Here is a 14,383-nt window from a genome sequence, read left to right on the forward strand (position 1 = left end):
CGTGGAAAACCATTCGCAAGGCTAATCCCGGACGAAATCAGGCCCCGGAGGCGCTGCGACGGCCCGGCTTTTCGTTCCGGGCGCTTCACGAACATGGTATGAGCGCCTGCCTCCCGAGTCCTGGGGAGGCAGACACGAAAGGGGGATGTCATGGTAAGGAAGATCGTTTCCGCGACCGTCTCGGCCGCCCTTTGTATGATGAGCGTCGCGCCGGCCATGGCGCAGGAACACCGCTTCACCGGCTTCGATGCGCCGCGCGGGGCGAGTATCGCGCTTAACCTCAGGATCCCGCTCGGCAACGCGCAGCAGAGCCGCGAGCGGATGAGCTACGGGCTGACCCTCGGCTATGGCCAGAGCGTCGGCAGCCCGACGCTGGATGGCACGACGATCACGCGCCGGGTCAATTTCGCGGACATCCGCCTCAACCGCGAAGGTGCGCTGCGCACTGCCCGCTTCGCCGGCTTCGATCTGGCCAATCTGGACCGCAGCCGGGCGATGAACCTGGTCGGCGGCGGCAAGAAGACCTGGCTGCTCATCGGCGGCATCATCGTCGCCGGTGTCGTCATCTGCCTCGCGGCCGATTGCTTCGACGGAGACGACGATTCGCCGTCGGACAGCTGAGGCGGCGCCCGTGACCGGGCTGGCCTCGCCGGCCCGGTCGTGCGGCAAAAGCGGGAGGGCAGACAAGGGCTGGCGACGGCTGCGCCACCTGCTCGCCTGGATTGCGTTCTGGTTTTGGGCGGGCACCGCCCAGGCCGCGGTCGAGATCCGCTTCCACTCCAAGGATTTCGGCGCGACCTTTCCGCACGCCTTCATCGTCCTCACCGGCACGCTCGATGCCACCGGCGAGCCGGTCGATGCCAATTTCGGGTTCACGGTCCGCAACCTGATCGGTCCTTCCGCCCTGTTCGGCGCCGTCGAGGGGATCGTGGAGAGCGCGGAGCCGCCCTATATCGAAAGCGCGAATTTCCACTTCGCCCTGATGCTGAGCGACGACGAATATCGGCGGGTCATGGCGCTGGTCGAGCGCTGGCGGGCCCTGCCGCAGCCTTCCTACCGGCTGATGCGCCGCAATTGCGTCAGCTTCGTCGCCGAGATCGCGACCCTGCTCGGCCTTTCGGCGGATCCGCGCGGGCTGATGCGCCGCCCCCGCGCCTTTCTCGACCGTGTCCGCCAGGCCAATGCCGCCACGATCGCCGCCCGCGCGCCGCGCGGTGCGGCAAGCGCAGGCCGGTAGCTGCCTCCCCTCGCCATCCGGACGCGCCCCTGCTAGGCGCCGCGGCCATGATCCGCATCGACTATGCCGCCGCCCGCGAGGGGGTCCAGCTCGCCTATCAGCATCGTCCCGGCCGCGGCCCGACCCTGATGTTCCTGCCCGGCTATGCCTCCGACATGAGCGGCACCAAGGCGAGCGCGCTCGCCGACTGGGCCCAGCGCACCGGCCGCGCCAGCCTGCTGTTCGACTATGGCGGCTGCGGGCTCAGCAGCGGCGACTTCGAGGCGCAGAGCTTCCGCGACTGGCTCGGCGATGCGCTCTACCTGATCGATCATGTCGTGCCCGAGGGACCGATCCTGCTCGTCGGCTCCTCGATGGGCGGCTGGCTGATGCTCCATCTTGCCATCGCCCGTCCGCACCGCGTGACGGCCCTGGTGGGCATCGCCGCCGCGCCCGACTTCACCGGCTGGGGCTTTACCCTGGAGCAGAAAGCGCAGATCGCCCGCGACGGCCGGCTGGAGGAGCCCAATCCCTATGGGCCGGAGCCGACGGTCACCACGCGGACCTTCTTCGAGAGCGCCGAGGCGCACCGGCTGCTCCATGTCGAGATTCCGGTCGACTGTCCGGTCCGTCTCATCCACGGCATGCGCGACAGCGACGTGCCGCCGCAATATGCGGCCGAACTGATGGCGAAGCTCCGTTCAGGCGACGTGCAGACCATCCTCGTCAAGCAGGGCGACCACCGCCTCTCGCGCGGGCAGGACATCGACCTGCTGATCGAAACCGTCTCCAACCTGCTGGACTGACATGCTGCTTTCCCTTCTCGCCCTTGCCGCGCTCCAGACGCCGGCCCCGCCCGCCGCGCAGAGCGCCAACGACCGGCTGCGGGCCTGCATCGCGCTCGTCCGCACCGCGCCGCAGCAGGCGGCGAGCGAGGCTCAGGCCTGGCTCGAGGAGCAGGGCGCCGTCCGGCCGATGGCGCGGCGCTGCCTCGGCCTCGCTTATGCCGCGCTGGAGCAATGGGCCGCCGCCGCCACCGTCTACGAGCAGGCGGCGCAGGAGGCCGAGACGACAAGCGATCCCGGCCGGGCCGGCTTCCGGGCCCAGGCGGGCAATGCCTGGCTTGCGGCCGGCGAGGCGCAGCGGGCGCTGCAGGCGCTCGACGCCGCCCTGACCACCCCGGGGCTCGACCAGGCGCAGCGCGGCCAGGCCCTGCTCGACCGGGCCCGCGCCCAAGTCGCGCTCGGCCATCCGGACCGGGCCCGCGCCGACCTGGACAGCACGCTGCAGCTCATCCCGGGTGAGAGCTTCGCCTGGTATCTATCGGCGGCGCTCGCCCGCCGCACGAACGACTTGGTGCGCGCCGCCAGCGACGTCGCCCGCGCCCGCCAGCTTTCGCCGAACGATCCGGACATATTGCTGCTCGCCGGCACGATCCTCGGCCAGGCGGGCAATATGAACGAGGCCTACACGCTCTATCGCCGCGTGGTCGAGCTTGCGCCGGACAGCGAGGCGGGGCGCCAGGCTGCCGCCAGCCTCGCCACCGTCCGCGAGTTCGAGGAGGCGGCGCCCCAGCAGACACCGGCGCCGGCGCCTTCTCAGGCCCCGGCGCCGGCTCCGGCGCAGCCCCCGCGCTGAGGACTCAGCTCAGTTCAGGTAGAATTCGATCGTCGTCACGACCCGCACCTTCTGGAAGGGCGAGTCGCCGCCGCCGCCGCCGCCTTCCCCGGTCGAGTCGCCGTCGCGGGCGCCGATCGAGAAATAGCCCTGGGTCGCCGAGCGGATGCCGCCGACGCCCGTGCCGCTGTCGCGGGCGAATTGCTCGGCGGCGCGGCGGGCATCCTGCGTCGCCTGCGCGATCATGTCCGGCTTGACCGTGTTGAGCTGGGTGAAGCTGTACTGCACGCTCGAGCCTTCCTGGAGGGCGACGCCGCCGCGGATGAGCTCAAACTGCCGCGCATAGGCCTGCCGCGCCCGCATCACGTCGTTGGTCCGGAGTTGGATGCGGCGGTTGACCGTGACCTGGTTGGCGCCGCGATTGGTGTCGTAGAACTGGTTCACCGAGCCGCCGCCGTCGGTCACTGCCTGCGCGGGAAAGCCCGCCCGGCGCAGGAAGTTCAGCACCGTGGCGGCGTCCTGGTCGCTCTCGGCGCGGACGGCGTCGAGCTCCGTCCCCTGGGCGGTGAAGCTGATCGTCCAGGTGGCGAGATCGGCGGTGACATTGCGCTCGGCGAGGCCGCGCATGGTGACGGCGCGGTCGGCCAGATGCGCACGCTTCAGCCCGTCGCCGAGCAGATAGCCGCCGGCGACGATGCCGACCGCCAAGATGACGGCCGCGATCAAGACAAGCCTTCGATTCCCCCTGGTTTCCCCTTTGACGTCCTCTGCCATTTCACAGACTCCCACGTCCGCGCGAACCGAGCCGCCGGACGGAGACGCCTATCGCATGTCGGCGATGAACCGTGCATTTATAACGATGAACTGAGTTCAGATCCCCGGGATGATCTGCGAGCGGTTCTGCGTGATCCAGGCGGCGAGGCTGTCGCGCGTCACCCGCGGATATTTGGCCGCGGCGAAGGCGAGGAAGGCGTCGCGGTAGCGCAGCCAGGCACGCTGCGCATTCTGGATCGACTCGGGCGAGATGCCCGGCGCGTCATATTGCCGCTCGTCGGCGAGCCGGGCGCGATAGGCCTGGTTGAGCTGCAGGTCCTCGGTGCGGAACTGCCCTGCCGTAAAGCTTGGCGCGCGGCCGTCCTCGAGCCGCTGGAGCATCTCGGCGAACTGGTCGCGCAGGCCCTGCTCCAGCCGGGTGCGGAGCGAGGCGTGCGAGGAGCCGCTCCGGGCGAGGTCGCCGCTCGTGGAGGCGGCGACGAACTCCTCGAAGGCGCGGCGGAGCGGCTCATAGGCGGCGCGCTGCTCGGGCGACCAGCGGGCGATCAGGGCGCGCTGCGCAGCCTCGCGCTGCGGCCGGGCGAGCGCCGCCCGGTGCGAGGCGCAGAGGCCGGTGCCGAGGCCGGGATCGATATCGTCGCAATAGGAGAAATTGCTACCCCGCCAGCCCCGCGCGCGCAGGTTGGCGAGATGGATGACCCTGCGGTCATATTCGGCAGGCTCGGCGCCCTCCAGGGTGCAGGCGAGGCGGATGGCGACGTCGAGATTGCGCGCCGCGCCCTCGCCATTGGCGTAGATCGTCATCAGCATCGCCCGGCCGGCAAAGGGCTCGAGCATCTGGTCGGTCGGCTGCTGGGTGAAGGCGCATTGCCGCGCCCGCGCCGGATCGCGCGTAACGCCGATCCCGTAATAGAGCGCCTCGGCGTCGCAGCCCGCGAGCGACCGGGCGGTGTTCGCGTCCGGCCGGTCGGCGGCAGGCGGCTGGCTGCCGGCCACCGCGCGGCACAGGGCCTGCGAACGGGCATAGCGGGTCTCCTGCGCCAGCTCCCCGCCCGGATTGCCCCAGTCGAAGCCGGCGACCCGCGTCGGCCCTGCCGCCGCCTGGTTGGCCTGGGCGGCATTGTTCTGCTCGGAGCCGCCTGGCCGGCAGGCGGCCGTCAGCGCGAGCCCGGCCAGGACCACTGCCATCCGCATGCGATTGCCCCTCGACACGTCGGACATGTATGAACCCCTTCGCTGGTTCTCCGGCGGCGAGTCCATCAGCACGGCGCCGATGAACCGTGCATTTATAGCGATGAGTTGAAAGGGCTTCAATGCGCTACCTGCACACGATGATCCGCGTGTCGGACCCGGCCGAGACGATCCGCTTCTTCGAGGTGATCGGGCTCAGGGAGCTCAGGCGGATGGACAGCGAGCAGGGCCGCTTCACGCTCATCTTCCTCGCCGCGCCGGGCGACGAGCAGGCGCAGATCGAGCTGACTCACAATTGGGACGAGCAGGGCTATGGCGAGGGCCGCAATTTCGGCCATGTCGCCTATCGCGTGGAGAATATCTACGAGAGCTGCCAGCGGCTGCTGGACGCGGGCTACACGATCAACCGCCCGCCGCGCGACGGCCACATGGCCTTCGTCCGCACGCCCGACAATATCTCGATCGAATTGCTGCAGGACGGCCGGCTCGAGCCGGCCGAGCCCTGGGCCAGCATGCCGAATACGGGCCACTGGTGAGCGGCTGGCCGGACCGGCGCTTCCTCGCGCTGTCGGGGTCGCGGCTGCCGATCGTGCAGGCGCCGATGGCGGGCGCGAGCGGGGTTGCGCTGGCCGTCGCGGCGATGAAGGGCGGGGCGGTCGGCTCGCTGCCCTGCGCCATGCTGACTCCGGACGAGGTGCGGGCCCAAGTCGCCGCGGTGCGGGCGCAGGCTGAGGGGCCGCTCAACCTCAATTTCTTCTGTCATGAGATGCCGGACGAGGTGGACGACGCCGAATGGCAGGCGCTGCTCCAGCCGCTTTACGACGCGGCGGGCGTCAAGGCCGGGTCCGGCCGGGGCCCGGTGCGGCGGCCGTTCGGCGAGGCGATGGCCGCGGTCGTCGAGGAGGTCCGGCCGGATTTGGTCAGCTTCCATTTCGGGCTGCCGGAGGAACGGCTGCTCGAGCGGGTCAGGCGGACGGGGGCGCGGCTGATCGGCAATGCCACCACCCTGGCCGAGGCGCGGGCGCTGGCGGCGCGCGGCGTGGATGCGATCATCGCGCAGGGCTGGGAAGCGGGCGGCCATGCCGGGCGCTTCCTCGCCGATCCGCCGGACGAACAGATGGGGCTGATGGCCTTGCTGCCGCAGGTCGTCGATGCCGTGGACGTGCCGGTGATCGCGGCGGGCGGGATCGGCGACGCGCGCGGGATCGCGGCTGCGTTCATGCTCGGCGCCTCCGCGGTGCAGCTCGGCACGGCCTGGCTCCATTGCCCGGAAAGCCTGGTCGGCGCGGCGCACCGGGCCGGTCTCGCCGGCGAGGAGGCGGAGCATACCGCCTTCACCAATCTCTACAGCGGCGGCCTCGCCCGGGGCCTGCCGACGCCGCTGACCGAGGCGCTCGGCCCGATCCGCGAGGAGGCGCCGCCTTTCCCGCTCGCCGGCGATGCGCTCGCCCCGCTCGGCCTGCGCCCGCACTGGGCCGGGCAGGCGGCGCGGCTGGGCAGCGCCGAGGGTGCGCAGGCGCTGACCGAGCGGCTCGGCCGCGAGGCGCTGGCGCTGCTTTCGGGAAAGGCGTAATCCGGCCGCCATGCCTCTCGAAGTCGCCCGCGTCCCGGTCCTCTCCGACAATTATGTCTGGCTGCTTCACGATTCAGAGAGTTGCGAGACGGTGGTGATCGATCCGGCGGTGGCCGAGCCCGTGCTCGCCGAGGCCGGGCGGCGCCACTGGCAGATCACCCAGATCTGGAACACCCACTGGCACCCGGATCACATCGGCGGCAACCAGGCAATCAAGGCGGCGACGGGCTGCGAAGTCACCGCGCCGGCGGCGGAGGCGGCGCGGATCCCGACGCTCGACCGGGCGGTTGCCGAGGGCGACATCGTCTGCCTCGGCGATCATGAGGCCTGCGTGCTGGAAGTCCCGGCGCATACCGCCGGGCATATCGCCTATCACCTGCCCGATGCCGGCCTGATCTTCGTCGGCGACACGCTCTTCGCCATGGGCTGCGGCCGGCTGTTCGAAGGGACGCCGGCGCAGATGCACGCCAACATGCAGCGCCTGGCGAAGCTGCCGCCGGACACGCTGGTCTATTGCGCGCACGAATATACGCTCGCCAATGGCCGTTTCGCGCTGACTGTGGAGCCGGACAATCTCGCGCTGACCGAGCGGATGGCGGAGGTGGAGGCGCTGCGCGCGCGGGGCATCCCGACCGTGCCGACGACGATCGCGCTCGAGCGCGACACCAACCCCTTCATGCGCGCCGCCTCGGTCGAGGAGCTGGCGGCGCGAAGGGCGGCGAAGGACGCATTCTAGGGCTTTGTCGTGCTCCTGCGAAGGCAGGAGCTCCGGGTGATTGGCCGCTGTGTACGAGACGCAGCGCTCCGGCCTTCGCCGGAGCACAATCCCTCAGCGCTTGTAGAGCGCGTCCAGCCGTTCGCCGTAGACCTCCTTGATCACGTGCCGGCGGATCTTGATCGACGGGGTGAGCTGCGCATTCTCCACCGTGAACGGCTCGTCGGCGATGATGAAGCGGCGGACCTTCTCGATCACGCTGAGCTCGGCATTGACCCGGTCCACGGCGACCGAGAGCGCCTTCACATAATCGGGATCATGGGCGAGCTCCGAGAAGTCGCACCGGCGGCCATGATGCCCGCACCAGTCGGCGGTCCATTCCGAATCGGGCACGATCAGGCCGACAATGTACGGGCGCTTGTCGCCGACCACCATCGCCTGCACGATCTCGGGCTGCAGGGTCAGCATGCCCTCGACCTTGGCCGGGGCCACGTTGTCGCCCTTGTCGTTGACGATCAGGTCCTTCTTGCGGTCGGTGATGACGATCCGGCCCTTGCCGTCGATATGGCCGACATCGCCCGTGTGCAGCCAGCCGTCGACGATCGTCCGTTCGGTCATCGGCTCGTTGCGCCAATAGCCCATCATGACCAGCTCGCCCCGGCAGAGGATCTCGCCATCCTCGGCGATCTTCACCTCGGTGTTCAGCAAAGGCGGGCCGACCGTGTCCATCTTCAGGCCGACGCTCGGCCGGTTGCAGGAGAGGACCGGGCCTGACTCGGTCTGGCCATAGCCCTGCAGCAGGGTCAGGCCGAGCGACTGGAAGAAGATGCCGACCTCGGGATTGAGCGGCGCCCCGCCCGAGACCAGGGCCTTGACCCGCCCGCCGAACCTGGCCGCGACCCTGGGCCGCAGCGTCCTGTTGAGGAAATAGTCCATCGGCTTGTCCCAGAGCGGCACCCGGCCCTTATAGGCCTTGGCGCCGATGCTCTGGCTGCGGCGCATCAGATAATTGGCGAAGGCGCCCTGCTTCTCGACCTGCTTCAGGATGCGCTGGCGAAGCACCTCGAACAGGCGCGGCACCACGACCATGATCGTCGGGCGGACCTCCTCGATATTGGAGGCGAGCTTCTCCAGCCCTTCCGAATAATAGATCTGGCCGCCCAGCCCGATCGGGAACATCTGGCCGCCGCTATGCTCGTAGGCGTGGCTGGCCGGGAGGAAGGACAGGAAGACCTCGTCGTCCCAGCCGAAATCCTCGGAGATGAGCGCGGTGCAGCCCTCGATATTGTGCAGGATCGAGCCGTGATGCTGCATCACGCCGCGCGGCGCCCCGCCCGTGCCCGAGGTGTAGATGATGCAGGCGAGGTCGCCCCGCTGGAAGTCGGCCGCGGCCGCGCAGGCGCCCACGTCCGCCCGCTGCGCGGCGATCAGGGCGCTCCAGTCGTGGAAGGAGACGGTGCCGGTCTGCCCGCCGGGCAGGGGCTCCATCCCGATCACCGCCTCGCAGCTGTTCGAGCGGATCGCGGCCGGCAGCAGGGTCTTGGCCAGCTTCTGGGTCGAGACGATCACCGCGCGGGCGCCGCTGTCGTCCAGGATATGCTGGTGGTCGCGCTCGGTATTGGTCGTGTAGGTCGGCACGGTCACGCAGCCCGAGGCCATGATCGCGAGGTCCGAGATCAGCCATTCCGGCCGGTTCTCGCCGACCAGCATCACCCGGTCGCCCCGCTCCAGGCCGAAGCCCTTCAGCGCGGCGGCAAGCGCGGCGACCTTCTCCGCCGCCTCGCGCCAGGACATGCTCTGCCACTGTCCCTGCTTCTTGGCCCAGAGGAAGGGCGCATCGCCCTTCTCCTTCGCCCGGGCGAAGAACATGGCGACGAGATTTTCGAATCGTTCGAGGTGGCGCATTCTCTCCCCTGCACGGTTTGCCCGTGTCCCGGCCGGCAGGCGGCCGCCCGGCCCTCAATGGACCATCGAGTGCCGTAAGGGAAGGCGCTGCTACGCCTGCCGGCGCGGGCGTGGACGGCGCGCCGGCCATTGGCTAGGGCCTTGCCGATGAGACTGCGCCTGCGTTCCCCGTGGCTGATCGCCTGCCTCGCCGTCGCCGCCTGCACCACCGCGCGAGCGCCTGCCCCGCAGCCGGCGCCGCAGCAGCAGCGGCAGATCTTCGTCACCGCCGCCAACCCGCTCGCGGTCGAGGCCGGGATGAACGTGCTGCGCCGGGGCGGCAGCGCGGTCGACGCCGCAATCGCGGTGCAGGCGATGCTCTCCCTGGTCGAGCCGCAAAGCTCGGGGATCGGCGGCGGCGCCTTCATGACCTATTATGACGGATCGTCGCGCCGGGTGACCGTGTATGACGGCCGCGAGACCGCGCCAGCCGGCGCGGCGCCCGGCATGTTCCTCGACGAAGCGGGCCATCCGCTGCCGTTCGGCCGGGCGGTGCTCAGCGGCCGTGCCACCGGCGTACCCGGGGCTGTGCGCATGCTCGCCGTCGCCCATGGCGACCATGGCCGCCTGGCATGGCGGGAGCTGTTCGGGGACGCCGAGCGCACCGCGCGCAATGGCTTCATCATCAGCCCGCGGCTCGGGCGGATGATCGCCGGCCGCTACCCGCAGAACAGCGCCCCCGACGTCCGCGCCTATTTCGCCGAGGCGGACGGTACCTTGCTCGATCCGGGCGATACGCTCCGCAACCCGGCTTATGCCGATTTCCTGCGCCGGCTGGCCGCCGAGGGCCCGGACGCGCTCTATCGCGGCGCCACGGCCGCGCGGATCGTCGCGCGGGTCCATGAGGGCGAGCTGCCGGGCGCGATGACGCTCGCGGATCTGGCCGGCTACCGGCCGGTCATCCGCCAGGCGCTTTGCCGGACCTATCGTGTTACCCTGATCTGCGTGCCGCCGCCGCCGTCGAGCGGCGTCGCCGTGCTTCAGCTCATGCTGCTGCTCGAGCGGACCGACATCGCCGCGCGCGCCCCGACCGATCCCCACGCCTGGTTCCTGTTCGCCGAGGCCAGCCGGCTGATGTACGCCGACCGCGACCAATATGTCGGCGATCCCGCCTTCGCGGGCGTGCCCGTCGCCGGGCTGCTCGACCCGGCCTATGTCGCTGGGCGCGCGCGCCTGATCCCGGACCGCGCCGGGCCGCCTCCGGCCCCGGGCACGCCGCCCGGCGCGCCGAGGGCCGGCATGGACGCGACCGTGGAGCCGGGCGGAACCAGCCATTTCGTCATCGGCGACGCCGAGGGGAACGTCGTCTCGATGACGACGACGGTCGAATCCATCTTCGGCTCGGGGCGGATGGTCGACGGCTTCTTTCTCAACAACCAGATGACCGACTTCAACTTCCAGCCGCGCGACGCGGCGGGGCGGCTGACCGCCAATGCGGTGGCGCCCGGCAAGCGGCCGCGCTCGTCCATGACGCCCGCGATCCTGCTGCAGGGTGGGCGCTTCGTCGGCGCGATCGGCTCGCCCGGCGGCAGCGCGATCCTCGCTTATGTCGGCAAGGCCCTGGTCGGGCTGCTCGACTGGGGGCTGGAGCCGCAGGCGGCGATCGACCTGCCCAATCTGATCGCACGCGGTGCCGTGTTCAACGGCGAGGTCGACAAGTTTCCGGCAGGCGTGCTCGAGGCGCTCGCCGCGCGGGGCATTGCGTTGCGGCCGGGCCAGGGCGAGGATTCAGGCCTGCATGGCGTGATGATCGTGAACGGCCGTCTGGTCGGCGGCGCCGACCCGCGCCGCGAGGGCGTGTTCCGGATCGAACCGGCGCCCTAGGCGGCGGTCCCGACCGCCTCTGCGACATTGGCGAAACCGTCCTGTGCGAGCAGGCGCTTCAGTTCCTTGTTGACCGCCTTCGCCAGCCCCGGCCCGCGATAGACGAGCGCGCTGTAGAGCTGGACCAGGCTCGCCCCGGCCCTGATCCGTTCATAGGCGTCCATGCCGCTGGCGATGCCGCCGGCGGCGATCAGCGGCAGCTGCCCGCCCGTCGCCTTCCGGAAGTCGCGCAGCCGCTCCAGCGCGAGCGGCTTCAGCGGCGCGCCCGAGAGGCCGCCGGCCTGGTCCCGATGGCGGGATCTCAGCGGCGGCCGGCTGGTCGTCGTATTGCCGACGATCAGCCCGTCGATCCCGCGCCCGAGCGCGACAGCGGCGATGTCCTCGATCGCCCGGGCCTCCAGATCGGGCGCGACCTTCAGGAAGATGGACGACCGATCGCGGCCCCGCGTCTCGATGGCCGCGGCGAGCAGCTCATCGAGCGCACCCTTGTCCTGGAGCCCCCGCAGCCCCGGCGTGTTCGGGGAGGAGATGTTGATCGTCAGGTAATTGGCGACGCCCAGCATGACCTTCATGCCGGCGACATAATCGGCGATTCGGTCGAGGCTGTCCTTGTTCGCGCCGAGATTGACGCCGACGATCCCGGGCCGCCGGCACTGCAATTTGTCGATCGTCCCCCGCACGGTTTCGAACAGCCGCCGCCGCGGCGCCGTCAGCCGGATCCTGGCCGCCGCCACGCCCTGATTGTTGAAGCCCATGCGGTTGATCACCGCCTCGTCCTCGACGAGGCGGAACAGCCGGGGCCTGGGATTGCCCGCCTGGGGACGCGGCGTCAGCGTGCCGATCTCGACGAAGCCGAAGCCGAAGCGGAGCAGCTGCCGGAAGACCTCGGCGTCCTTGTCGAAACCGGCGGCGAGCCCGACCGGATTGGGGAAATGGATGCCCGCCACGTCGATCGCCAGCACCGGATCGGGCCGGGGCGGGTGCCCGGCCGGGAGGCGCTTCAGCATCCCGACCGTCCAGCGATGCGCCCGCTCCGCGTCGAGGGCGAAGGCGAGGGGCCGGAAGAGAGGGTAGAGCGCCACGGCGCGGCTATGGCACCCTTCCTCTTGATCGTCACCCCAGCGAAGGCTGGGGTCCATGCTGAGCCCGTCTGGTTGCCAGCCTGTGCCGGCATGACGGGTTGATTCCCTTGCTGTTTGAGGCCACATGCCCAATCGGAACGAATCGCTCCGATTTGAGTAATCCTGTCTATGCGCCTGTCCAGCCTTGCCGATTATGCCGTGGTGATGATGTCGGCCGCCGCGCGCCATTGCGGGCAGGCCAAGGTCAATGCGACCACCCTGTCGGCCGAGACCGGCATCCCCCTCCCGACTGCGCAGAAATTGGTCAGCCGCCTCTCGCTCGCCGGCCTGCTCGAATCCTCCCGCGGCACCGGTGGCGGCGTCCGGCTGGCCAGGCCGCCGGCCGCGATCAGCCTCGCCGACATCATCGAGGCGGTGGAGGGGCCGATCGCGATGACCAGCTGCGTCGAGACCGGCCGGCACGATTGCGCGCTGGAGGGCAGCTGCCACGTCAGCCCGCATATGGGCACGGTGAACAACGCGGTGCGCGGCGCGCTTGCGGCGGTCAGCCTCTCGACTCTCGCTTCGGGAGCGCGCGCATGACCGATGTAAAGAACCGGGAAGCGCTCGAAGCCGCCGAACGCGCGGCCAAATACGAGTTCGGCTGGTCGAGCGAAATCGAGCAGGAGTTCGCGCCCAAGGGCCTGAACGAGGACACGATCCGCTTCATTTCCGCGAAAAAGCAGGAGCCGGAGTGGATGCTCGAATGGCGGCTCAAGGCATATCGCGCCTGGCTCGGCATGGAGGAGGTGACCTGGGCCAAGCTCGACATCCCGCCGATCGATTTTCAGGACGCTTATTATTATGCCGAGCCCAAGCAGAAGCCGAAGCTGGGCAGCCTCGACGAGGTCGATCCCGAGATCCTTCGCGTTTACGAAAAGCTCGGCATCCCGATCGAGGAGCAGAAGGTGCTCGCCGGCGTCGAGGGCGCGCGCAAGGTCGCGGTCGACGCGGTGTTCGACAGCGTCTCGGTGGCGACGACCTTCCGCGAGGAACTGAAGCGGGCCGGCGTCCTCTTCCTCTCCATCTCCGAGGCGATCCGCGAATATCCCGAGCTGGTCCGGAAATATCTAGGCAGCGTGGTGCCGCAGCGGGATAACTACTTCGCCTGCCTCAACAGCGCGGTCTTCTCCGACGGCACCTTCGTCTACGTGCCGGAGGGCGTGCGCTGCCCGATGGAGCTCAGCACCTATTTCCGGATCAATGCCGAGAATACCGGCCAGTTCGAGCGCACCCTGATCGTCGCCGACAAGGGCAGCTACGTCTCCTATCTCGAAGGCTGCACCGCGCCGATGCGCGACGAGAACCAGCTCCATGCCGCGGTGGTCGAGATCTACGCGCACGAGGATGCGGAGGTGAAATATAGCACCGTCCAGAACTGGTATCCGGGCGATGCCGAGGGGAAGGGCGGCATCTACAATTTCGTGACCAAGCGCGCGATGTGCGCCGGGGCGCGGTCCAAGGTAAGCTGGACGCAGGTCGAGACCGGCTCGGCGATCACCTGGAAATATCCGTCCTGCATCCTGAAGGGCGAGGACAGCGTCGGCGAATTCTATTCGGTGGCACTCACCAACAACATGCAGCAGGCCGATACGGGAACCAAGATGGTCCATATCGGCGCCGGCAGCCGCTCGACCATCGTCTCCAAGGGCATTTCCGCGGGCCGCTCGAACAACACCTATCGCGGGCTGGTCCGGGTGAACGGCGGCGCGGAGAATGTCCGCAATTTCACCCAGTGCGACAGCCTGCTGCTGGGCGACAAATGCGGCGCCCATACCGTGCCCTATATCGAGGTCCGCAACCCGACCGCCCAGATCGAACATGAAGCCACGACGTCGAAGATCAGCGACGACCAGCTCTTCTACGCCATGTCCCGCGGCCTCTCGCAGGAGGATGCCGTCGCCCTGATCGTCAACGGCTTCGCCCGCGAGGTGCTGCAGCAGCTGCCGATGGAATTCGCGGTCGAGGCGCAGAAGCTGCTGGGGATCAGCCTCGAGGGGAGCGTGGGATGATCAATTTCTCAGCTATCGCGCTGATGCTTGCCCTCTCGAGCAGCCCGACCGGAGGACCGGACGTGACGCCGATCAACCTAGAGACACCGACCTATACCGCTGCGACGCGGGACCTTGAGGACAGATTCATGGAAGCGACCTACACCGATCTCAACGGCAGGTCTGTCGATTACGGGTCACTCGATGCGTCCGCATTGGCCGCCGTCATCGAGGATTTGAAGGCAAGGCATCGGCAAGCGCTTGAAGCCTTCACGACCGCGTTCGTGCGCGACGAGATCGCCGCCGGCCGAAGCGAAGCGGAGGCCAGGGCGCGAGCAGCCAGATATGTCGACGCTTATTTTGAAGACCTTTTGGACACTCAAGCGGAATTGGCTCGCGATGCCGGCCGCTAGCAAA

At 69.3% G+C, this 14,383-nt stretch carries 15 protein-coding genes; 11 read left to right on the top strand and 4 right to left on the bottom strand.

The features are described from left to right. Window positions 1-150: 150 nt before the first annotated feature. The 4 genes from VEC11_RS07125 to VEC11_RS07140 are packed head-to-tail and all read left to right on the top strand — an operon-like array spanning window position 151 to window position 2,854. Complete coding sequence (locus tag VEC11_RS07125; RefSeq protein ID WP_464129945.1) at window positions 151-621, top strand: hypothetical protein; 471 nt, start codon at window positions 151-153, stop codon at window positions 619-621. A 10-nt stretch (window positions 622-631) separates the two neighbouring features. Continuing rightward, window positions 632-1,237 (top strand): hypothetical protein, encoded by a 606-nt coding sequence (locus VEC11_RS07130; protein ID WP_464129946.1) that lies wholly within the window; start codon window positions 632-634, stop codon window positions 1,235-1,237. A gap of 47 nt (window positions 1,238-1,284) precedes the next feature. Continuing rightward, a complete protein-coding gene (locus VEC11_RS07135) occupies window positions 1,285-2,022 on the top strand; it encodes an alpha/beta hydrolase (RefSeq protein WP_464129947.1) in 738 nt (245 codons plus the stop codon). A gap of 1 nt (window position 2,023) precedes the next feature. Further along, entirely contained in the window at window positions 2,024-2,854 is an 831-nt protein-coding gene (locus VEC11_RS07140) for a tetratricopeptide repeat protein (RefSeq protein WP_464129948.1), read from the top strand. Window positions 2,855-2,863: 9 nt separating this feature from the next. Here the strand turns inward: VEC11_RS07140 and VEC11_RS07145 are convergent, their stop codons facing one another. Together VEC11_RS07145 and VEC11_RS07150 are read right to left on the bottom strand one after the other, a co-directional pair. Continuing rightward, a complete protein-coding gene (locus VEC11_RS07145) occupies window positions 2,864-3,607 on the bottom strand; it encodes an SIMPL domain-containing protein (protein ID WP_464129949.1) in 744 nt (247 codons plus the stop codon). Window positions 3,608-3,703: 96 nt separating this feature from the next. Next, entirely contained in the window at window positions 3,704-4,795 is a 1,092-nt protein-coding gene (locus VEC11_RS07150) for a lysozyme inhibitor LprI family protein (RefSeq protein ID WP_464129950.1), read from the bottom strand. 125 nt (window positions 4,796-4,920) lie between these two features. Here VEC11_RS07150 and VEC11_RS07155 point away from each other — a divergent pair, with 125 nt between their 5' ends. Genes VEC11_RS07155 through gloB form a run of 3 tightly spaced genes read left to right on the top strand, consistent with a single transcriptional unit; the run spans window position 4,921 to window position 7,107 of the window. Beyond that, window positions 4,921-5,334 (top strand): VOC family protein, encoded by a 414-nt coding sequence (locus VEC11_RS07155; protein WP_464129951.1) that lies wholly within the window; start codon window positions 4,921-4,923, stop codon window positions 5,332-5,334. After that, entirely contained in the window at window positions 5,331-6,371 is a 1,041-nt protein-coding gene (locus VEC11_RS07160) for an NAD(P)H-dependent flavin oxidoreductase (RefSeq protein WP_464129952.1), read from the top strand. The genes VEC11_RS07155 and VEC11_RS07160 overlap by 4 nt, the downstream gene beginning before the upstream one ends. Before the next feature lie 10 nt (window positions 6,372-6,381). Further along, on the top strand, window positions 6,382-7,107 hold the full coding sequence (gene gloB / locus VEC11_RS07165) for a hydroxyacylglutathione hydrolase (RefSeq protein ID WP_464129953.1): 726 nt from the start codon (window positions 6,382-6,384) through the stop codon (window positions 7,105-7,107). 93 nt (window positions 7,108-7,200) lie between these two features. Here the strand turns inward: gloB and VEC11_RS07170 are convergent, their stop codons facing one another. Then, window positions 7,201-8,991: an AMP-dependent synthetase/ligase gene (locus VEC11_RS07170; protein WP_464129954.1), complete on the bottom strand. Its 1,791-nt coding sequence runs from the start codon at window positions 8,989-8,991 to the stop codon at window positions 7,201-7,203. 147 nt (window positions 8,992-9,138) lie between these two features. Between VEC11_RS07170 and VEC11_RS07175 the strand changes: the two genes are divergently transcribed. Further along, window positions 9,139-10,854 (top strand): gamma-glutamyltransferase family protein, encoded by a 1,716-nt coding sequence (locus tag VEC11_RS07175; protein ID WP_464129955.1) that lies wholly within the window; start codon window positions 9,139-9,141, stop codon window positions 10,852-10,854. On the opposite strand, the gene VEC11_RS07180 is transcribed toward VEC11_RS07175, so the two are convergent. Next, window positions 10,851-11,936, bottom strand: coding sequence for a quinone-dependent dihydroorotate dehydrogenase (locus VEC11_RS07180; RefSeq protein WP_464129956.1), 1,086 nt, complete (start codon window positions 11,934-11,936; stop codon window positions 10,851-10,853). The genes VEC11_RS07175 and VEC11_RS07180 overlap by 4 nt on opposite strands. 168 nt (window positions 11,937-12,104) lie before the next feature. On the opposite strand from VEC11_RS07180, the gene VEC11_RS07185 reads away from it, so the two are divergent. The 3 genes from VEC11_RS07185 to VEC11_RS07195 are packed head-to-tail and all read left to right on the top strand — an operon-like array spanning window position 12,105 to window position 14,379. Continuing rightward, window positions 12,105-12,518: an RrF2 family transcriptional regulator gene (locus tag VEC11_RS07185; protein ID WP_464129957.1), complete on the top strand. Its 414-nt coding sequence runs from the start codon at window positions 12,105-12,107 to the stop codon at window positions 12,516-12,518. Then, window positions 12,515-13,987, top strand: a complete 1,473-nt coding sequence (gene sufB / locus VEC11_RS07190; protein WP_464129958.1) for a Fe-S cluster assembly protein SufB — start codon at window positions 12,515-12,517, stop codon at window positions 13,985-13,987. Before VEC11_RS07185 ends, sufB begins: the two co-directional genes overlap by 4 nt. Further along, on the top strand, window positions 13,984-14,379 hold the full coding sequence (locus VEC11_RS07195) for a hypothetical protein (RefSeq protein ID WP_464129959.1): 396 nt from the start codon (window positions 13,984-13,986) through the stop codon (window positions 14,377-14,379). Before sufB ends, VEC11_RS07195 begins: the two co-directional genes overlap by 4 nt. The last annotated feature ends 4 nt before the right edge of the window (window positions 14,380-14,383 follow it).

It is taken from the genome of Allosphingosinicella sp., from assembly GCF_035626655.1.
GTDB lineage: Bacteria > Pseudomonadota > Alphaproteobacteria > Sphingomonadales > Sphingomonadaceae > Allosphingosinicella.